The organism is Mycobacterium asiaticum DSM 44297 (assembly GCF_000613245.1).
Lineage (GTDB): Bacteria > Actinomycetota > Actinomycetes > Mycobacteriales > Mycobacteriaceae > Mycobacterium > Mycobacterium asiaticum.
Genome location: NZ_HG964937.1, coordinates 209,819 through 229,593, shown reverse-complemented (window position 1 = coordinate 229,593; position 19,775 = coordinate 209,819). Strand labels below are relative to the sequence as shown.

The following is a 19,775-nucleotide window of genomic DNA, read 5'->3' as shown; positions in this document are numbered from 1 at the left end:
CAATAGCTCCGAGCGCTACCCTGTCCCAATGCGGCACGGGAGTCGGACATGACGCGATTTCTCGCGCGCCGCTTGCTCAAGTACATCGTGCTGCTCGCACTGGCCACTTTTCTGACCTATTGCCTCACCTCCTTCGCGTTCCGGCCGTTGGACAGCTTGATGCAGCGCAGCCCGCGCCCGCCACAGGCCGTCATCGATGCCAAGGCTCACGACCTGGGTCTCGACCGGCCAATCCCGATCCGCTACGTGAACTGGGTTTCGCACGCCGTACAAGGCGATTTCGGCAAGACCATCACCGGCCAACCCGTGGCCACCGAACTGGGCCGCCGGATCGGAGTGAGCTTGCGGCTGCTCGTCATTGGATCGGTCGTCGGGACGTTACTGGGCGTGGCGCTGGGCGCTTGGGGCGCGATTCGGCAGTACCGACTCAGCGACCGCGCCGTCACGATGTTCGCGTTGCTGGTGATCAGCACGCCGACTTTCGTGATCGCCAACCTGCTGATCATGGGAGCGCTACGGATCAACTGGGCGTTGGGTATCCAGCTTTTCGACTACACCGGGGAGACATCACCGGGTGTAGCCGACGGAACCTGGGCCGCATTGGGTGACCGGCTGAAACACCTGGTGCTGCCATCGCTCACGTTGGCATTGGGTGCGGCCGCGGGTTACAGCCGCTACCAGCGCAACGCGATGCTCGACGTGCTCGGCCAGGATTTCATTCGCACCGCACGCGCCAAGGGATTGACCCGCCGCCGCGCATTGGTCAAGCACGGACTGCGCACCGCACTGATTCCGATGGCCACGCTATTCGCCTACAGCGTGGCCGGACTGGTGGCCGGGGCGGTGTTCGTCGAGAAGATCTTCGGCTGGCACGGCATGGGTGAATGGGCGATCCGGGGCATCGCCACCCAGGACACCAACATCGTTGCGGCCATCGCACTGTTCTCCGGCACCGTCGTATTGCTGGCCGGTCTGCTCTCCGACATCTTCTACGCGGCACTGGACCCTCGGGTGCGCGTCTCATGACCACGGTCCAGCAGATCGAGGAGACCGAGGCGACCTTCACTTCGCGCCGCACTCTGGTGCTGCGGCGGTTCCTGCGCAACCGGTCGGCGGTGGGCGCGCTGCTGGTGCTGATACTGCTCTTCATTGGCTGCTACACGCTGCCCGGGTTGCTGCCGTACTCCTACCAAGACCTGGATTTCAGTGCGCTGCTGCAACCGCCCAACACCCGCCATTGGTTGGGAACCAACGCCCTGGGCCAGGACCTGCTGGCCCAGACGTTGCGGGGGATGCAGAAGTCGATGCTGATCGGCGTCTGCGTCGCGGTGATCTCCACCGGAATCGCCGCGACCGTCGGATCGATCGCGGGCTATTTCGCGGACTGGCGCGACGGGGCGCTGATGTGGCTGGTCGACCTGATGCTGGTGATCCCCAGCTTCATCCTGATCGCGATTGTCTCCCCGCGTACCAAGAACTCGGCCAACATCTTCATGCTGGTCCTGCTGCTGGCCGGTTTCGGCTGGATGGTCAGCTCACGAATGGTGCGCGGTCTGACCATGAGCCTGCGCGAGCGCGAATTCATCCGCGCCGCACGGTATATGGGCGTCTCCAGCCGCCGAATCATTACCGGGCACGTGCTGCCCAACGTGGCGTCCATCCTGATCATCGATGCGGCGCTGAACGTCGCGTTCGCGATTCTCGCCGAAACAGGCTTGAGCTTCCTGGGTTTCGGGGTCCAGCCGCCGGACGTATCCCTGGGCACCCTGATCGCCGACGGCACCCAGTCGGCGACCACGTTCCCGTGGGTATTCCTGGTGCCGGCCGGGGTGCTGGTGCTGATCCTGGTGTGCGCCAACCTGACCGGTGACGGCTTGCGCGACGCATTGGATCCCGGCGCGAGCACCCTGCGGCGGGGTGGCGAATGAGCCCATTGCTGGAGGTGACCGACCTGGCCGTCACCTTCCCGACCGACGGCGCCCCGGTCACCGCGGTGCGGGGCATCAGTTATCACGTCAACCCGGGTGAAGTCGTGGCCATGGTCGGCGAATCGGGCTCAGGGAAGTCGGCCGCGGCAATGGCAGTGGTCGGCCTGCTGCCCGACTACGCCCAGGTGGGCGGTTCGGTGCGCCTGCAGGGCACCGAACTATTGGGGCTGGCCGACGACGCCATGTCGCGGTTCCGCGGCAAGTCGATAGGCACCGTCTTCCAGGACCCGATGTCCGCGCTGACCCCGGTTTACACCGTCGGCGACCAGCTCGCCGAGGCGATCCGGGTGCACCAGCCCGAGGTCGGCAAGAAGGCGGCGCAGCAGCGCGCGGTGGAATTGCTTGAGTTGGTGGGCATCTCGCAACCGCGACAACGCGCGCGAGCGTTTCCGCACGAGCTCTCCGGGGGTGAACGGCAACGTGTGGTGATCGCCATCGCCATCGCCAACGATCCCGACCTGTTGATCTGTGACGAACCAACCACCGCCCTGGATGTCACGGTGCAGGCGCAGATCCTGGAAGTACTCAAGAAGGCGCGCGACGTCACCGGCGCCGGCGTCCTGATCATCACCCACGACCTGGGTGTGGTCGCCGAGTTCGCTGACCGGGCGCTGGTGATGTATGCCGGGCGGGTCGTGGAATCGGCTGGCGTGAACGACCTGTACCGGGATCGCCAAATGCCCTACACGATCGGGCTTTTGGGCTCGGTGCCGCGCCTCGACGCCGCGCAGGGGACTCGGCTGGTGCCGATACCCGGCGCTCCCCCGTCGCTGGGCGGCCTGGACCCGGGCTGCCCGTTCGCGCCGCGCTGTCCGCTGGCCATTGACGAATGTGTCGCCGCCGAACCGGAGTTGATCGAGGTGGGCGCCGGTCACCGGGCCGCGTGCATCCGTACCGACCAGGTCGTCGGGCGCAGCGCCGCCGACATCTACGGCGTGAACGTCGATCGCGGCGGTGCTCAACCCGACGGCGCGACGATCGTCGTGCGCGTGCGCGATCTGGTCAAGACCTACCCGCTGACCAAGGGCGTGGTACTGCGCCGCAGGGTCGGGGAGGTCCGGGCCGTCGACGGCATCAGCTTCGATCTGCTGCAAGGCCAGACGGTAGGCATCGTCGGCGAATCCGGTTCGGGCAAGTCGACCACCTTGCACCAGATTCTGGAACTTGTTGCGCCGCAATCGGGCTCGATTGAGGTGCTGGGTGCGGACGTGTCGACGCTGAACACCGCAGGCCGGCGGGCGTTGCGGCGCAATATCCAGGTGGTATTTCAGGACCCGGTGGCCTCGCTGGACCCGCGGCTGCCGGTCTTTGAACTACTGGCCGAACCGTTGCGGGCCAACGGGTTCAGCAAGGGCGACACCAACGCCCGGGTGGCCGAGTTGCTGGGCATCGTAGGACTGGGCCGCGCCGACGCCAACCGCTACCCCGCCGAGTTCTCCGGCGGCCAGAAGCAGCGCATCGGCATCGCTCGCGCGCTGGCCTTGCAGCCCAAGATACTGGCCCTCGACGAGCCGGTGTCCGCACTGGATGTCTCGATCCAGGCCGGGATCATCAACCTGCTGCTCGACCTGCAGGACCGGTTCAGCTTGTCGTATCTGTTTGTGTCACACGATCTTTCGGTGGTCAAGCATCTCGCTCACCAAGTGGTGGTGATGTATCGCGGCACGGTGGTCGAGCAGGGCGACAGCCAGGAGGTGTTCGCCAATCCCCAGCACGAGTACACGCGCCGCCTTTTGGCGGCTGTCCCGCAACCGGAGCCGGGCCATGCCTGACCGCGGCCGGTGGTGGAAGACGCTGGCGGTGACGCTCAGCACGGTGGTGGCTTTGTCCGGTTGCTCGACCGATATCCCGACGACGCCGTCGGTCAGCGGAAGCGCGGTTTTGGGCACCAGTAGCGACATCAACCCGCAGGATCCGGCCACGCTGCGCGAGGGCGGCGACCTGAGGCTGGCACTCAGCGAGTTCCCGGCCAACTTCAATATTCTGCACATCGACGGCAACAGCGCCGAAACCGCCGGGATGCTCAAGGCCACGATGCCCAACGCGTTCACCATCGCGGCGGACGGTTCGACGACGGTCAACACCGATTACTTCACCAGCGTCGAACTCACCGGAACAGATCCGCAGGTGATCACCTACACGATCAATCCCAAAGCGGTCTGGTCCGACGGCACCCCGATCACCTGGCGCGACATCGCCAGTCAGATACATGCGATCAGCGGCGCGGACAAAGCGTTCGAGATCGCCTCCACCGGAGGCGCCGAGCGCGTCGCCTCGGTGACTCGCGGTGTCGACGACCGACAGGCCATCATGACCTTCGCCAAGCCGTACGCGGAGTGGCGGGGCATGTTCGCCGGGAACGGCATGCTGCTGCCGGCTAGTGTGACCGCGACCGCCGAAGCCTTCAATACGGGCTGGCTCGACAGACCCGGTCTGTCCGCCGGCCCGTTCATCGTGTCCAACCTGGACCGGGCCAAACAGCGAATCACGCTAACCCGCAATCCACGTTGGTGGGGCCGGACGCCGCGACTGAATACAATTACCTACCTGGTGCTCGACCCCGCTGCGTCCTTGCCCGCGCTGCAGAACAACACGATCGACGCCACGGGCGTCGGCTCACTCGACCAGCTGATCATCGCCGAACGCACCAAGGGCATCTCGATTCGCCGGGCGCCGGGGCCGAGCTGGACGCACTTCACCATGAACGGCGCAAAGGGATCAATCCTGGCCGATCCTGCGGTGCGGTTGGCGGTGTGCAAGGGGATCGACCGAAGAACGATCGCCGAAGTCGCGCTGCACGGCCTCACCAGTTCGCCGGTACCGCTGGACAATCACGTGTTCGTGGCCGGGCAGGCCGGATATCAGGACAACAGCCTGCCCTATGACCCCCAGCAGGCGAACCGCGACCTCGATGCACTGGGCTGGAAACGCAACGGCGAGTTCCGGGAGAAGAACGGGCAGCAATTGGTGGTTCGGTTACTGTTCTACGAATCGCCGAACGCCAAAGTGTTCACCCAGGTGGCCCAGCACAGCCTCGCGCAGATCGGGGTCAAGCTGGAACTCCAAGCTCGTTCTGGCAGTGGGTTTTTCAGCAACTACGTCAACGTGGGTGCATTCGATATCGCGCTGTTCGGCTGGCAGGGTGACGCGTTCCCATTGTCCGGGCTCACCCAGATCTACGCGTCTGACGGGGACAGCAATTTCGGCAAGATCGGTAGCCCACAGATCGATGCCGCCATCGAGCGCACACTGGCCGAGCTCGATCCCGCCAAAGCCCTCGCGCTGGCCAACGAGGTGGACCGGCTGATTTGGGCCGAAGGGTTCAGCCTGCCGCTGATCCAGTCCCAGGGCACGGTCGCGGTCCGCAGTGATCTGGCCAACTTCGGCGCGCGCGGGTTGGCCGACCTCGATTACACGGCGATCGGGTTCATGCGCTGACCCGGCGGCGGCGTACGGGCACCGCCGCCTCGACGGTGGCCGCCACGTCGATCGCCTTCCATAACAACCGCATCGGCAGGCGCGGCGGCAGCGCGTCGAGCTCGTCCGCCCGCCGGGCCAGCCCGTTGAAGTCGCCCCGGCAGACGGCGGCCGCGATGGCCAGGGCCGCGGGTTCACGGAAGTCCAACGCGGCGTGCCCCATGGTGGGGAGTCGCAGCAGGATCGCGTTGGGCAGCAGGGTCGCCACGCGTTCGGCAACGGCCATTGGTGTGACGAGGTCGCGTCCCCCGGCGATCACCACCGTGGGCCAACCGAACCGGGGCATCTCGGCCACCAGATCAAATGGTTCGGCCTCGAAAGACACTGTGGTGTCCATGGTTTCGGCCATCGCTACCGCGGGATCGAGCGGCAGCTCATCGGGCTCGGCGGCGTAATCGAGTTCGCGGAGCGCGATGCGATTGACCAGGTCGGGTTCATACCGGTACGGCGCCTTACGGCTCACACCCATGGTGGTCACCCGAACGATCGCCCGCCACAGCATCTTTCGCCCGGTGAGCAGCAGGTTGATCTGGTGCTCGAGCATGGCGACCCCGCCGTAGCCATAAATTGTGGCAGCGATCTGCCCGGCCGTCGGCGTCATCACCCCGTTATCCACCAGCCGGCGTATCTTCGGCGCCAACTTCCTGGTCTCCGGCGTGTCCCCGTCCAGCAGCACGCGACGCAACGCATCGCGGACCGAGGCGATGTCGTGATGTGAGAGCACCGGCGAATCCAGGATCATCGCGTGGACCCGGCCGGGATGCCGGACGCCTACCCCGGCCGCGATGTAGCTGCCGTAGGACGAGCCGAAGATGACGGCGGAGTCCACCTGGGCGTCGTCCAGCACCGCGGCCACGTCGTCGACCACCTGCTCGATGGTCAGCGCCTGCGGGGCAGGTCGGCGCCGGAATCGTCGTGCCGCGACATCCCCACCCCGCGGTGTTCGATCATGATCACGTCGAGTCCTGCGGCGGCGGCGCGCCGGCGAAACGCCTGGTAAAGCCGCATGGACGCGACGCCCGGCCCGCCCGGTATGACCACCAGCGGATGCGCCGACTTGTGACCAGTGCGCACGTAGTAGAGATCGAACTGCTCGTCGCTGCCCGGCGAGACCGGTCGGCGCACCGGACGCACCCCGGGCAGCTTTGCCAACTTGTTGTGTACCCGGCGCCGTTTGGCGTTCATCGTCATCGTCAGCGCCCCCTCATGGGTGCCATTCTGCCGATGGTCAACCGCGGATCAAGTCGGCGGCCTTCTCTCCGATCAAGACCGAGGGAGCGTGGGTGTGCCCGCGGACCGTGCTCGGCATCACCGAGGCATCGGCGACGCGCAGCCCGTCGACGCCGCGCACCCGCAACTGCGGATCCACCACACTCGCCTCGTCGTTGCCCATCCGGCAGGTGCCGAGCGGGTGGTACAGGGTGTGCGAGGACGCTCGAAGGGCCAGGTCGAGCGTGGCTTCGTCGAGTTCGGTGCTGTCGCGCGGTCGCACCACCTGCCCCAGCACGTCCCGCAGCGAGGGGGCCTTGGCGATCTCGGCGCACATATGCAGTCCGGCCATCATCGCGGCACGGTCCAAGCCGCCAGGATCGGACAGATAGCGCGGATCGATGATCGGCTTGTCGTGCGGATCGGCGGAGCGAAGCGTGATCTGTCCGCGGCTTTCCGGCGCAACCAGGATGGGCCCGAACACCACCCCGTGGCCGGCGGCGGGGATCAGGGCCTCGTCGTAGAACGGTGCCGGCGCAAAGATCAATTCAAGGTCGGGCAGCTCGAGATCAGCCCGGCTGCGGACGAATCCGTACGCCTCGCCCACGTTGGAGGTGAGCATGCCGCGCCGCCGCAGCAGATAGCTGAGGAGTTGTTTGGCTTTTTCGGCGCCGAACAGGCTGTCGTCATCGACGTCGAAACCCAGGGGTGTTACCAGGTGATCGAGCAGGTTCTGTCCCACCTCCGGCGCGTGGTGGACGATTTCGATGCCATGCTCGGCCAGGTGTTCGCGGTCGCCGATTCCCGACAGCATGAGCAGTTGCGGGCTGTTGACCGCGCCGCCGCACAGCACCACCTCGCGGCGCGCGTACACCACCGATGTGTGACCAGCGCGCTCGTACTCGACGCCGACCGCTCGGGTGCCGTCGAAGACGACCCGTGTCGCCGTCGCCTCGGTGAGCAGGGTGAGGTTCTGCCGGCTCATCGCGGGCTTCAGATACGCGTCTGCAGTGCTGTAGCGGGCACCCCGGCGCTGGGTGACGACGGTTTCGCAGAACCCCTCCGGCACAGGCGAATTGGGTTGGGCGGCCGGATACCCGCATTCACGTGTGGCGGCCAGCCAGGCGGCGGTCAGCGGGCGCGGACTGCGCTGACGGGAAATGTGCATCGGACCGGTGACGCCGCTGTCATCACCGCTGACGAAGTGCCATGCCGCGCTGACGTTCTCGATGCGACGGTAATATTCGAGGGCTTCGGCGGCGGACCATTCCGGTCCCGCCCGCTTGGCCCATTCGTCGTAGTCGGCGGCGAATCCGCGGACCCACATCATCGCGTTCATTGACGAACAGCCGCCCAGCACTTTGCCCCTGGGCCAGTAGATCTGGCGACCGTCGAGTTCGGGTTGCGGCTCGGTCAGGTAATCCCAGTCGACTTCGGTGCGAAACAACTTGGAGAAGGCCGCCGGAATGCCGATAAATCTGTTGGTGTCCCCTGGGCCGGCTTCCAGTGCCGCTACCTCGGTGGCCGGATCGGCGCTGAGCCGATTGATCACGACAGCACCGGCCGAGCCGGTACCGACCACTACGTAGTCGCGCTGAGTATCCATGACCTATCCCCGGTTTGGGCTGTGGGCCGAGTGTATGCCTGCCGGCGCGGAAGCACTACGCGCTGAGATCGATGCGATGCGCTCCCGTGACGCCGTCGTACCGGTGCGGATTGCAGGTGAGCACGAGAACCTGACCGTGGCTGCCTACGGTGTCGAATACCTGGCCCATCTTGGCCAACCGGTCCGGGTCGGTGAAGCCCAGCGCATCGTCGACCACGACCGGGACGGTGTCTTCCTTGGCAACCAGGGCCGCGCACGCCAACCGCGCCAGGATTCCAAGTTGTTCTTTGGCCCCGCCCGACAACGATTCGTAGGGCACGGTGACGCCGTCCAGCGTGCGGCTGAGGATGCACAGATCACTGTCGACTTCGATTTCGAAGGTGGGGCCGAACACCGGCCGGCCTAGCCGCTCGAGCTCTGCGCGGTAGGGCTCGACGTACCGAAGGCGGGTGGTATCGCGGTGTCGGCCCATCACGGTCCGCAGTAGGTGGGCAGACCTGGCGCGGCTGCCGACCCGGGCGTGCTCGCTAGTGGCGTGTTCGAGTTCGATCTCGGCGGCGTCGAGCTTTCCCTTTCGTCCTTCGCCGCGCAGCACTGCGAGCTCGATGCTCACCTGCCGCAACGCGTCGAGGGTCTGCGCGTGGCGGTCGCGCAGGGCCGTGACCTCTATTTCCGCTTCGGCGAGCTCGACGGCTGCCGCGTCCGGCGCGGCGGCGGCCAGGGACTGCCTGAGCTCGTCCCTGCGTCGCTCAGCGCTCTGCGCCGCCTGACGGTCGTTTTCGGCGGTTGCCGCCAGGTCGTCGTCGCTGACGGTTGACCGCTCTTGGGCCAACCGGGTGACCGCCGCGTCGAGTGCAGCGCGTTGCGTCATCACCTCGTTCTGCAGAACGGTTGCACGGGTTGTCATTTCGGCGAGCTGCTGGGCGGTGGCCGCGGCGCGTTGGCGGCTGGCATCACACTCGGCTTGCGCGGCCGCCCGGGCCGCCTCGGCCTCGTCCCGCTGTGCGCGGGCGGCGGCGGCATCGGCGGCGACCGGATCGGCGCCCGCCGGATGCTCGGCATGCAGCTGCGCGAGCCTCACCCGCAGCTGTTCGGCGTCTTCATCACCGCACAACCCGACCAGGGTCGCGGCCAACTGGTCGCGGTTGCGCTCCAGCTCGCGCCGCCGTTCGTCGACCGATCGGGCCGTCGCCAGGTCGGCGACACCACCGGCTGTTAACGCATCGGCCAGATCCTGCTGTGCGGCTTGGTGTTTCGCTCGAACATCGAGTGCGGTGGCGCCGGGGGTGACCCGCGCGGTGAGCACTCCGGTGACCTCGACATCGGTGGGACCGGTGGCGGTGATCGACAAACTTTCCCCGGTCGCCAGCGCCACTCGCCGACAATCGACAGCAAGCTCGATATCGGCCGCGGCGGTGAACTCGACTGTTGCGGAGATCAGTTCCAGTTGAGCGGCGACGCGATCGGCGGTAGCCGCGGCGTGTTCGATGCGGCGCAGCACCTCCGGCGTCAACATGATGGCGGACAACTCCTTGTCCGCCTCAACGCGCTTGTTCTCGATGTCGTCGATCTTGGCCAGCCGGGCTCTCAACCGGTCGGCCTCCTCGCGCGCGGCGACCCGATCCATGTCCCGGCGCGCGGCTTCGGTACGGTGCTGCGCTGCGGCCAGGGCCTCGACGGCGCCGGTGAGCGCGGCGTCACACGCCTGGGCCTCGCGAGCCGCCGCCGCCGCAAGCGCGGCCGCTTCCTCAGATTGCGTCACGAGAGCTGTGATAGCCGTTGCGCACGAATCAATTTCGCTGATCAATTCAAGCCGCGCGTTGTGCTTCGTGGTCGAGGCGGCACTGGTCGCGACGGCGGCGGCGGCGATCAAGGTGACCTCATGCACCTCGCCGGCCAGTGCCGCTATGCGGTCGGCGGCGGCCTGCGCGGCCGTCAGCCGGGGCTCCGCGGCGCGGCATTGCTGCGCCAGTTCGGCCGCCTGCCTGGTCAATTCGGCCTGGCAATGCACCCGGTCGTCGACCTCTGCCATTGCCTTGGTGCACTCCGACACCGCCGCTGTGGCCTCCTCCAGCCGCTTGACGGCGGCGGCCCATTCACCGGTCGGACGACCGGTCGGAGTGAAGTAGCGGGCGAACTCGGTGTCGATACGCTCGATCAGCAGCGGCTCGTTACCCGACAGGGCCGCTTCATCGCCGGCGGCCACGTCTAGCGCCCGGGACAATGCATCGCAACCGGACAAATCCACTGCGGCGGTGGACGCGGCCTGCAGTACGCGCTGGGCACGCCAAAGATCGATATCGACGGTCTCGGCCAGCATCGCGCGGACCCGTTCATGCGCCTCGTCGCCGGTGAGCTGTTTGCGGTGCGGCGCCAGCACCGTCAACTCCGTCTCACACTTCTTGTGAAACCTTTTGCGGTAAAGGAAACGATAAGGGCCGCTACTGATTTCGGCGGTCACTTCGGAACCGACGTCGGCGTTGGTCGGCTTGACCTGCTTCACATCCTTTTTGGTCGAGCGGTCCTTGGATTCCAGCAGGAGGTCGAGCGCTTCGATCATCGACGACTTGCCGATTTCATTGGCGCCGCAGACCACCACCACGCCGTGGTCGGGGAACTCGATCTCCCGGTGTGTGATGCCTCGATAGTTGGTGAGAACCAACCGGTGCAACCTCATGCCGCGCCCCGATCCGCCAGACGAAGTAGTAGCGCCAAGGCCCCCCTGGGCGTCGGCGGCTGCTTCGGCGTCCCCCCGCGCGTGCCGCGGCAACCAGCTCGTCGACCGCCGCGACCGCGAACCCACCGATACCGAGGCCGTCGAATTCACCGTCACCGGGCACCACCGTCAGTTCGGAATGGCTGTCCCACAGCCGCAATGACGCGAACAACCTGGTATACCGGTCCAGGCAGGTATCCAATGCCGCGCGGTCGGTGACCGTCAACGAGCCCTTGAGTGCCAGGCGTACGACCGTTCGGTCCTTATCGGGCAGCAGATCCAGGTTCAGGTCCAGATCGGCAACGCAGCGGCTGGTGTCAACGTCAAAGTGCAGCGTGACAAAGCGCCACCGCCCAACTCGCCGGGCTTGCACGGTGACCGCCCGATTCGGATCGTCCTCGTCGATGTCGACGATGAGGACATGGCCCGGATCTGCCTCGACGTCGTCGTAATTGGTGACCTCCGGCGAGCCCGAGTACCAGACACGCCCGGTGTCGCCGACCTGGGTACGGGAATGCTTGTCTCCGAGGGCAGCGTAGTGAATTGCACTGTCAGACAATGCTTTCTCCACCTTACCAAGCCGGATCAACGAAGGCTTATCCCGATCCGGGTCGAGCACGTCGACGCCCCCGTGCGCCACCAGCACCCGGGTGGCGCCGCCGGCAGACAGGCCGTCGAGCACCTCGGCGACCAGGTCGGTGGTGGGTGACTTCGACCGCCAAGGCGCCGCGACGATTTCCACGCCGGGGCGGACCTCGTGCACACCCGCGGCGTCAAGCACGACGACATTGTCGGGGCATTCGGCGGTGAACAACGGATTTGTGTAGACCGATGCCGCGTCCAGCGGGTCGTGGTTGCCCGGCAAGAGGTACACCGGAATTCCGATGGCGCGCATGGCTTCCAGAGACTGGCCGATGACCTGCGGTGCAAGCTGGTTGTGCTCGAAGACGTCACCTGCGACAACGACGAACTCCGCGCCCACTTCGGCGGCCAGCGCACCCAGGCCGGCCACCGCGTCACGACGCGCGGCCGAATAGCGCGGCTGCGCCTCGCCGGCAAGGAAGTGTCGGGTCATGCCCAGTTGCCAGTCGGCAGTGTGCAGGAATCGCATGGCGCGAACCCCCTTTCGTCAGCGTGGTTGTCATTGCATCGGGAGTGTAAGTGGGGGTCCCGACAAGTCCTGGGACCTCGGTCGGCAGGTCTGGCTTGTCGGGCTCGATTTTGGCGGGTTGATTCGTCCCACACTCGCCGCCACCGGCGGTTACCATCGCCCTGTCGCCGATTCGGGGGGCGACAGCTGTCGATGTGGCTCAGCTGTTGGAGGTATCGGTGTCGAACGTGACCGTGGGGCCGGTAGCTGTGATGGCTGCTGCTTCGGACTTGACGAATCTCGGCTCGACGATCAGCGCGGCCCGGGCGGCGGCGGCAACCTCAACGACCAGCGTGGTGGCCGCTGCCCAAGACGAGGTATCCACAGCGATTGCGGCGCTCTTCGGCAGCCATGGTCAGCAATTCCAGGCGATCAGCGCCCGAGTTGGGGCCCTTTACGACCAGTTCGTAGCGGCCTTGACGGGCGGCGCGGCCTCCTACGTCGAGGCTGAAGCCGCCAACGTGCTGGGGTTGATCCTTGGCGATCAGTCCGCAGCACTTGGCGCCGCAGCAGCGGCACCCGCGGCGGAAGGTGGGATATGGACGGTCTTCGAAAAGCTAGCTGAATTCCTTGGCAGAGCTGCAGGCGCACAAGTAGACCGGAACCTGTGGTTGCAGCGCGTAGGAAATGATCTGGCGAATACAGCGAGGCAGACTCGCCAGATATTAACTAGCGGTCTGCAGCTCGCCGCAAAGGACGGCATTAAGGTCTTTACCGACGGGAAGGACTTTCTTGTTTCCGGAGGCAAATTTGCGGGCCTCTATTCGGCCGAGCGATTCATTGAAAGGTTCGAAGATCCGCGTTGGCTCAGTGAAGTCCCCTGGCGGCGAGACTTTACCATCGACTTTGACCCGCAATATCTGAGAAGCCTCGTGGGACCAGAGGTCCAGGTGTTTGCCCGCGGCGAGGGGCTCGCCCAAAGCTACTTTACGAAGGTCGGCAACGAGATCTACCAAATCGAAACCGACGTCCAAGGCCAAGTTATCAGCCAGATCAATAAGACCACCGAACTGCTATCCAGGAACCTATTTGCAGATGCATCACTTTTAAGGGAAGTGGTCAAGGACGCCAATCGAGTGATTGCGGAAGCAGCGCAAGAGTCCCTGAGACAAACAGAAGAAGCATCAAGACGACTAGCAGAACAAGCCTTTAAACAAGCCCAGGGAGTTATTGAAGAAGCCCGACAAGAATTCTTCAGACAAAACAGGATGTATTTCTGATCAATTGAGCGGGCAGCTGGTCGGCGCAATGGCTTGCCGGTGTCGACCGTGGTGATTCCAGGAAGCCCTGGACTCAGCCATGCACGTCACTACCCGTACTCCGAAGACGACCATGGGGCCGTAGCGGCGCCGGATCGGCACTAGCTAACGTTTGTCCGATGGACGAGCGGCACCTCAACCTTGTCTTGATGCGGCACGCGAAATCGGCCTACCCCAGCGGGGTGTCCGACCACGATCGACCGTTGGCGCCACGGGGCACCCGAGAGGCCGCGCTGGCCGGCGACTGGCTACGCGCCAATCTGCCCGCCATCGACGCGGTGCTCTGCTCCACGGCTACCCGGGCCCGGGAAACCCTGGCGTCCACCGGAATCGACGCGCCCGTGCGCTACGCCGTGCAGCTTTACGGCGCCACACCCGGTGTCGTCATCGAACAGATCAACACCTTCGATGACGAGGTGAGCACCCTGCTCGTCGTCGGCCACGAACCTACGACGTCCTCGTTGGCGCTCATGCTTGCTGATGAGGACAGCAGCAGCACCGCTGCCGCGGAAGACATCGCGGAGAAATACCCCACCTCAGGCATTGCCGTGCTCAGCGTCCCCGGCCGCTGGTCACAGCTGGCGCCCGGCGGCGCGGCGCTGGTCGACTTCCACGTGCCGCGCTAGGCGTGATCGGCGAAACCCGATCCCCCGCTAGGCGTTCGTGGCCAGCGTCAGTTCCATCAGCTTGATCGCCTGCCCGCACGCATCAATGCCAGGCGCCTGCGGGTTGATCCACCAGCCCACCACCCCTGCCGCATCGCTGGCGACACCACACGACCCGTTGGGATCATTCGGCCGCATCACGATCGAGTCGATGCCCTGGATGGAACGCGTCTCGATCTGATACTTCAGGCCCTCGGCCACCTTGCGTTCGTTACTCAGGCTGCCCTGCTCGAACCAGAACCGGGTGATGTCGATCAGGCCGGCGGGGTTGGCCGCCTGCCACCGGCAGATGGCTCCCACGAACGTGCTCTGAATGTCCAGTGGATCGGCACCCACCGTCTTGGCCAGGATGTCAGTGGTCAGGACCTCGCACTCCTTGAGGAGGTTCGGGTACTGGCGCTCGGAATTGTCGTTGCGCGGCACACCGGCCCCGCCCGCCTTGACCGGCGTGCCGCCGACCGAGCGCGAGCAACCTGTCAGCACCATCAGCACGGCGACCAGCACCGCGACCACGACTCGCATACTCCGGCGGCTCATTTCGAATTCGCAATCGATTGCCGGGTCAATTCCTTGGCGATATCGCACGGTGGCGGGAAGGGCTTCTGGCTGAAGCTCACCGACCACTCGATGAAGTCGTCCTGGAACTGGATGCCCACTTCGCACAGCGAGTCACCCAGGCTGGGCTCGTTGCCCACCGCGATGAACCCGCCGTGCCCGTTGATGTTGATGTCTTCGACGCTGGCGCGCGACAACTCCTCGGTCTTCCGCTCGCGACCGATCGGGCTGCCGCGGTACCAGGAGAAGGAGAAGTGTGGCCCCGAGATACCGCCACCGGCCAGCCACTGGCAACCCACGGAGTTCTTGGCTGTGTTGACCAGTCCGGTGATCTTGGTCAGCTGCGTCACCGCCTCGTCGGTCACGCCGCCGCACTGCGGGAAGAATGGGCCGTGTTTGCCTTCGGCGTTGCCCGGCGTCGAGGGAACCGTCGCGCCCGGCTTGCTGTCACCGGAACTCGAACACCCGGAAAGTCCGAGAAGAATAGCCACCAAGACCAGTAAAGCCATCGGGACCGTCGTCAAATTACGCCGCACCACTACCTGGCCATTCCTGAGGCTGCTGCTGCTCCCACACGATGCACTGTAGCGGCAGCCCCACGGGTCAACCACCGACACGCCACCTGATCAGGCATTTCAGCAACCCGCGCCGCACCGGCCAGGCTCGTCGGTACTGCGGGCTACCACCGGCCCGGTATGCGACAGTTACCCAATGCTCCTGGCACTGCTGCGCCAGTACATCCGGCCATACCGCCGGCTGGTAGCCGCGCTGATGGTGCTGCAGTCGATCAGCACCCTGGCCTCGCTGTATCTGCCCACGGTCAACGCCGCGATCATCGACGACGGCGTCTCGCAGGGCAACACCGCGGCCATCGTGCGGTTGGGCGGCGTGATGCTGGTAGTCACCGGCCTGCAGGCGCTGTGCGCCGTCGGCGCCACCTATCTGGGCTCCCGCACCGGGACGGGCTTCGGCCGCGACCTGCGGGCGGCGATGTTCGAACACGTCATCACCTTCTCCGAACGGGAGACCGCCCGCTTCGGAGCGGCGACGTTGTTGACTCGCAGCACCAACGACGTCCGGCAGATTGTGTTCCTGGTGCAGATGACGGCCACCGTGTTGGTGACAGCGCCGATCATGTGCGTCGGCGGCGTCGTCATGGCCATCCACCAGGAGGCCGCGCTGACATGGCTGCTGCTGGTCAGCGTGCCCGTCATGGCGGTCGCCAACTTCTGGATCATCTCGCACATGCTGCCGCTGTTCCGCAGCATGCAGCGCCTGATCGACGGCATCAACCGGGTGTTGCGCGACCAACTCTCCGGTGTCCGGGTAGTTCGGGCATTCACCCGCGAGAACTTCGAAAGGGACAAGTTCGCGAAGGCCAACTACGCGCTGTCGAACGCCGCGCTGAGCGCCGGCAACTGGCAGGCGCTGATGCTTCCGGTCACCACCCTGACCATCAACGTGTCCAGCGTCGCCCTGATCTGGTTCGGTGGGCTGCGCATCGACCGTGGCCAGATGCAGGTCGGGTCGCTGATCGCCTTTCTCGCCTACTTCGCCCAGATCCTGATGGCCGTGCTGATGGCAACGATGACGTTGGTGGTACTGCCCCGCGCGTCGGTGTGTGCCGAACGCATCACTGAGGTGCTGTCCACCAAACCTGCCGTCCAGAGTCCCCAGCAGCCCGACTTCCCCCAGCGGGGAATCACGGGGGTGGTGCGGCTGGACGGCGTCACGTTCACCTACCCCGGCGCGGACTTCCCTGTGCTGCAGGATATTTCGTTCACCGCGCGGCCGGGGACCAGCACCGCGGTCGTTGGCAGCACCGGGTCGGGCAAGTCGACGCTGGTGTCGCTGATCTGCCGGCTCTACGACGTCAGCGACGGCAGCGTGACCGTCGACGGCGTCGATGTCCGCGACTACGACACCGAGCGGCTCTGGTCGGCGATCGGCCTGGTACCCCAGCGCGGCTACCTGTTCAGCGGCACCGTCGCGGACAACCTGCGCTATGGCGCCGCCGACGCCACCGATGAGCAGATGTGGGATGCATTGCGTGTCGCCGGGGCGGAGGATTTCGTGCGCCCGCACGGGTTGCAGATGCGCGTCGCTCAGGGCGGGATCAACTTCTCCGGCGGGCAGCGTCAACGGCTGGCGATCGCGCGGGCGGTGATCCGCCGCCCCGCCATCTACTTGTTCGACGACGCGTTTTCCGCGCTCGACGTGCACACCGAGGCGCGGGTGCGCCGCGCGCTGCGAGAGGAAGCCGCCGACGCAGCTACAGTCATTGTCACGCAACGCATTTCGACTGCAGCCCAGGCGGATACGGTAATCGTCGTGGATGACGGGAGAATCGTCGGGTGCGGCAGCCACCAGTCACTACTAGTCGACTGCCCCATTTATGCCGAGTTCGCCGCCTCGCAGTCGGTGAACACCGTCCTCGGCGGTGCGCAATGACCGCGCCGATGAACGCCCGGCCGCGCGGGGCCGCGCCGGCGCCGCCCAATATGCGCTCACGCGATTTCCGGGGATCGGCAGCGCGGCTGATACGCCGGCTGGCCCCACACCGTCGGCTGAGCCTCGGGGTGATCGCGCTGGGCATCGCCGGCACCGGGATCGGCGTCGTCGTCCCTCGAATCCTGGGCCACGCAACGGATCTGCTGTTCAACGGCGTGATGGGACGACAATTGCCGGCCGGCATCACCAAAGCACAGGCCGTCGCGGCCGCAAGGGACCGCGGCGACAACACCTTCGCGGACCTGCTGTCCGGGATGCACGTGGTGCCGGGCGAAGGCGTGGACTTCGGTGCGGTGTTGGGCACATTGGCACTGGCGCTCGGTTTGTATGTGCTTGCCGCTCTGTTGCTTTGGTCGCAAGCCCGGCTTTTGAACGTCACGGTGCAGCGGACCATCACCAGGTTGCGGGCCGATGTGGAGGACAAAGTGCACCGCCTGCCGCTGTCGTATTTCGATCGACAGCCGCGGGGTGAACTGCTCAGCCGGGTCACCAACGACATCGACAACATGCAGGCGTCGCTGTCGATGACGATCAGCCAGATGGTCACGTCGATCCTGACGGTGGTGGGGGTACTGGCGATGATGGTGTGGATCTCGCCGCTGCTGGCCCTGATCACGGTGCTGACCGTGCCGCTGTCACTGTTGGTCACACGAGCGATCACCCGGCGTTCGCAGCGGCTGTTTGTGGCGCACTGGACCAGCACCGGGCGCCTCAACGCCCATATCGAAGAGACTTACAGCGGCTTCACGGTGGTCAAGACGTTCGGCCACCAGGCCGCCGCGCGCGAACAGTTCCGCAAGCTCAACGGCGACGTCTACCGGGCCAGTTTCGGCGCCCAGTTCTTCTCCGGCCTGGTGGCACCAGCGACGGGGTTCATCGGAAACCTCGGCTATGTCGGAGTCGCCGTAGTGGGTGGCCTGCAGGTCGCGACGGGGCAGATCACCCTCGGCAGCATTCAGGCGTTCATCCAGTACGTCCGGCAGTTCAACACTCCGGTGGGCCAAATCGCCGGGATGTACAACACCCTGCAGTCCGGCGTGGCCAGCGCCGAGCGTGTCTTCGACCTGCTCGACGAGCCCGAGGAGGCCTCCGAACAACGCTCGACCCCGGCCGAGACGGGATCCGGCCGGGTCGAGTTCGATCATGTCGGCTTCGGCTACCAACCGGGCCTCCCGGTGATCCACGACCTGTCCCTGGTGGCCGAACCCGGCAGCACGGTGGCGATCGTAGGGCCGACCGGCGCCGGGAAAACCACGCTGGTCAATCTGCTGATGCGGTTCTACGAGGTCGACTCCGGCCGCATCCTCCTCGACGGCGTCGACATCGCCACGCTGGATCGGCAGGCGTTGCGATCGCGGATCGGCATGGTGCTGCAGGACACCTGGTTGTTCGACGGCACGATTGAGGAGAACATCGCCTATGGACGGCCCGAAGCCACCGCGGACGAGATCGTCGCGGCGGCGAAGGCGGCCTATGTCGACCGGTTCGTGCACAGCCTGCCCGCCGGCTATCGGACCCGGGTCAGCGGCGATGGCGGCAACATCAGCGTCGGGGAAAAGCAGTTGATCACGATCGCTCGGGCGTTCCTGGCTCGGCCCCAGCTGCTGATCCTGGACGAGGCGACCAGCTCGGTCGATACCCGCACCGAGTTACTGATCGCCCGGGCGACCCGAGAACTTCGCCGTGATAGGACGAGTTTCATTATCGCCCACCGTCTTTCGACCATCCGTGACGCCGACCGGATCGTCGTGGTGGATGCCGGCCGGGTCGTCGAGCAGGGCAGCCACGCCGAATTGATCGCCCGGCGCGGCACGTACTACGAAATGACGCGCGCCTGATTCGACTCGGCATCACCGGTCGCTCGTTAAGCTCGGCAGTCGGCCAACATTAGGAGATGCCGATGAAGCTTTCGCCTCGCACCGTTGCCGCCGCCGCGCTTGCGATCGTCGTCGCCCTGATCGGGGGCTGTGGTTCCAACGGCTCCGACGGCGCCAAATCTCCCGGAAGCACAGCTAACGTCACCAACGGCGAAGCCGCAACACTGCTCAAGCAGGCCGCCGACGTGATGCGCAAGGTGACCGGCATGCATGTCAAGGTGGCGGTCCAAGGCGATGTGCCCAACATCCGCGTTACCAAGCTCGAAGGTGACGTCTCGAACACGCCGCAGACCGTCGCCACCGGAGTCGCCACAGTCCAGGTCGGCGAGAAGAGCGAGGAAGCCAAGTTCGTCTACGTCGACGGTCACCTCTACTCCGACCTCGGACAGCCCGGCTCCTACACCGACTTCGGCAACGGCGCTTCGATTTACAACGTGTCCGTTCTGCTGGACCCCAATAAGGGTCTGGCAAATCTGCTGACCAATTTGAAGAACGGGTCGGTGGCCGGCAGCCAGCAGGTGAACGGCGTCGCAACCACCAAGATCACCGGAAACTCCTCCGCGACCGATGTCGCGACCCTTGCCGGTACCCGTTTGACCGACGAAAGTGTCTCGACGGTGCCGACAATCGTCTGGACGGCCTCGGACGGCTCTTCCCACCTCGTCCAGATTCAGATCAATCCGACCTCGAACACCTCGGTGACGCTGACCATGTCCGATTGGGGCAAGCAGGTCACCGCCACCAAACCCGTCTAGCGCCGGC

Annotated in this window: 13 protein-coding genes and 2 pseudogenes; 9 read left to right on the top strand and 6 right to left on the bottom strand. The window is 65.6% G+C overall.

The genetic code is table 11. The features are described from left to right. The first annotated feature begins 48 nt into the window (after positions 1-48). The 4 genes from BN972_RS11560 to BN972_RS11545 are packed head-to-tail and all read left to right on the top strand — an operon-like array spanning position 49 to position 5,426. Positions 49-1,026 carry an ABC transporter permease gene (locus BN972_RS11560; protein ID WP_036357767.1) on the top strand — a complete coding sequence of 326 codons (978 nt, stop codon included), beginning with the start codon at positions 49-51 and terminating at the stop codon, positions 1,024-1,026. Then, positions 1,023-1,928: an ABC transporter permease gene (locus BN972_RS11555; protein WP_036357764.1), complete on the top strand. Its 906-nt coding sequence runs from the start codon at positions 1,023-1,025 to the stop codon at positions 1,926-1,928. The genes BN972_RS11560 and BN972_RS11555 overlap by 4 nt, the downstream gene beginning before the upstream one ends. After that, positions 1,925-3,760, top strand: a complete 1,836-nt coding sequence (locus BN972_RS11550; protein ID WP_036357761.1) for a dipeptide ABC transporter ATP-binding protein — start codon at positions 1,925-1,927, stop codon at positions 3,758-3,760. Before BN972_RS11555 ends, BN972_RS11550 begins: the two co-directional genes overlap by 4 nt. Continuing rightward, positions 3,753-5,426, top strand: coding sequence for an ABC transporter family substrate-binding protein (locus BN972_RS11545; protein WP_051545380.1), 1,674 nt, complete (start codon positions 3,753-3,755; stop codon positions 5,424-5,426). The genes BN972_RS11550 and BN972_RS11545 overlap by 8 nt, the downstream gene beginning before the upstream one ends. On the opposite strand, the pseudogene BN972_RS11540 reads toward BN972_RS11545, so the two are convergent. From BN972_RS11540 to BN972_RS11525, 4 genes and pseudogenes are all read right to left on the bottom strand, one after another. Next, positions 5,416-6,656: pseudogene (locus BN972_RS11540) on the bottom strand (alpha/beta hydrolase). The gene BN972_RS11545 and the pseudogene BN972_RS11540 sit on opposite strands and share 11 nt — an antisense overlap. A 37-nt stretch (positions 6,657-6,693) precedes the next feature. Beyond that, positions 6,694-8,280, bottom strand: coding sequence for a GMC family oxidoreductase (locus BN972_RS11535; protein ID WP_036357758.1), 1,587 nt, complete (start codon positions 8,278-8,280; stop codon positions 6,694-6,696). A gap of 55 nt (positions 8,281-8,335) precedes the next feature. Then, on the bottom strand, positions 8,336-10,957 hold the full coding sequence (locus tag BN972_RS11530) for an AAA family ATPase (RefSeq protein WP_036357755.1): 2,622 nt from the start codon (positions 10,955-10,957) through the stop codon (positions 8,336-8,338). Then, positions 10,954-12,107 (bottom strand): annotated as a pseudogene (locus BN972_RS11525) (metallophosphoesterase family protein). The gene BN972_RS11530 and the pseudogene BN972_RS11525 overlap by 4 nt, the downstream one beginning before the upstream one ends. A gap of 218 nt (positions 12,108-12,325) precedes the next feature. Here BN972_RS11525 and BN972_RS31010 point away from each other — a divergent pair. Both BN972_RS31010 and BN972_RS11515 read left to right on the top strand, forming a co-directional pair. Further along, on the top strand, positions 12,326-13,366 hold the full coding sequence (locus BN972_RS31010; protein ID WP_080696930.1) for a PE family protein: 1,041 nt from the start codon (positions 12,326-12,328) through the stop codon (positions 13,364-13,366). Between the two features lie 158 nt (positions 13,367-13,524). Continuing rightward, positions 13,525-14,031 (top strand): SixA phosphatase family protein, encoded by a 507-nt coding sequence (locus BN972_RS11515; RefSeq protein ID WP_036357752.1) that lies wholly within the window; start codon positions 13,525-13,527, stop codon positions 14,029-14,031. A 27-nt stretch (positions 14,032-14,058) separates the two neighbouring features. On the opposite strand, the gene BN972_RS11510 is transcribed toward BN972_RS11515, so the two are convergent. Together BN972_RS11510 and BN972_RS11505 are read right to left on the bottom strand one after the other, a co-directional pair. After that, a complete protein-coding gene (locus tag BN972_RS11510; protein WP_051545376.1) occupies positions 14,059-14,592 on the bottom strand; it encodes a DUF3558 domain-containing protein in 534 nt (177 codons plus the stop codon). A gap of 11 nt (positions 14,593-14,603) precedes the next feature. Further along, the gene (locus BN972_RS11505; RefSeq protein WP_390176205.1) at positions 14,604-15,134 is read right to left on the bottom strand and encodes a DUF3558 domain-containing protein; all 531 of its coding nucleotides are present in this window, start codon (positions 15,132-15,134) and stop codon (positions 14,604-14,606) included. Positions 15,135-15,336: 202 nt separating this feature from the next. On the opposite strand from BN972_RS11505, the gene BN972_RS11500 reads away from it, so the two are divergent. The 3 genes from BN972_RS11500 to BN972_RS11490 all read left to right on the top strand — a co-directional run bounded on the left by BN972_RS11500 (position 15,337) and on the right by BN972_RS11490 (position 19,768). Beyond that, positions 15,337-17,076, top strand: a complete 1,740-nt coding sequence (locus BN972_RS11500; protein WP_036357746.1) for an ABC transporter ATP-binding protein — start codon at positions 15,337-15,339, stop codon at positions 17,074-17,076. Then, positions 17,073-18,974 (top strand): ABC transporter ATP-binding protein, encoded by a 1,902-nt coding sequence (locus tag BN972_RS11495; RefSeq protein WP_036357743.1) that lies wholly within the window; start codon positions 17,073-17,075, stop codon positions 18,972-18,974. The genes BN972_RS11500 and BN972_RS11495 overlap by 4 nt, the downstream gene beginning before the upstream one ends. 62 nt (positions 18,975-19,036) lie before the next feature. Continuing rightward, on the top strand, positions 19,037-19,768 hold the full coding sequence (locus BN972_RS11490) for an LppX_LprAFG lipoprotein (RefSeq protein ID WP_036360669.1): 732 nt from the start codon (positions 19,037-19,039) through the stop codon (positions 19,766-19,768). Positions 19,769-19,775 lie beyond the last annotated feature (7 nt).

What these genes read in the sequence shown, in the direction of transcription:
- BN972_RS11560 (WP_036357767.1), top strand. Translation starts at nt 49, where the DNA reads ATGACGCGATTTCTCGCGCGCCGCTTGCTCAAGTACATCGTGCTGCTC.
- BN972_RS11555 (WP_036357764.1), top strand. Translation starts at nt 1,023, where the DNA reads ATGACCACGGTCCAGCAGATCGAGGAGACCGAGGCGACCTTCACTTCG.
- BN972_RS11550 (WP_036357761.1), top strand. Translation starts at nt 1,925, where the DNA reads ATGAGCCCATTGCTGGAGGTGACCGACCTGGCCGTCACCTTCCCGACC.
- BN972_RS11545 (WP_051545380.1), top strand. Translation starts at nt 3,753, where the DNA reads ATGCCTGACCGCGGCCGGTGGTGGAAGACGCTGGCGGTGACGCTCAGC.
- BN972_RS11535 (WP_036357758.1), bottom strand. Translation starts at nt 8,280, where the DNA reads ATGGATACTCAGCGCGACTACGTAGTGGTCGGTACCGGCTCGGCCGGT.
- BN972_RS11530 (WP_036357755.1), bottom strand. Translation starts at nt 10,957, where the DNA reads ATGAGGTTGCACCGGTTGGTTCTCACCAACTATCGAGGCATCACACAC.
- BN972_RS11515 (WP_036357752.1), top strand. Translation starts at nt 13,525, where the DNA reads ATGGACGAGCGGCACCTCAACCTTGTCTTGATGCGGCACGCGAAATCG.
- BN972_RS11510 (WP_051545376.1), bottom strand. Translation starts at nt 14,592, where the DNA reads ATGCGAGTCGTGGTCGCGGTGCTGGTCGCCGTGCTGATGGTGCTGACA.
- BN972_RS11505 (WP_390176205.1), bottom strand. Translation starts at nt 15,134, where the DNA reads ATGGCTTTACTGGTCTTGGTGGCTATTCTTCTCGGACTTTCCGGGTGT.
- BN972_RS11500 (WP_036357746.1), top strand. Translation starts at nt 15,337, where the DNA reads ATGCTCCTGGCACTGCTGCGCCAGTACATCCGGCCATACCGCCGGCTG.
- BN972_RS11495 (WP_036357743.1), top strand. Translation starts at nt 17,073, where the DNA reads ATGACCGCGCCGATGAACGCCCGGCCGCGCGGGGCCGCGCCGGCGCCG.
- BN972_RS11490 (WP_036360669.1), top strand. Translation starts at nt 19,037, where the DNA reads ATGAAGCTTTCGCCTCGCACCGTTGCCGCCGCCGCGCTTGCGATCGTC.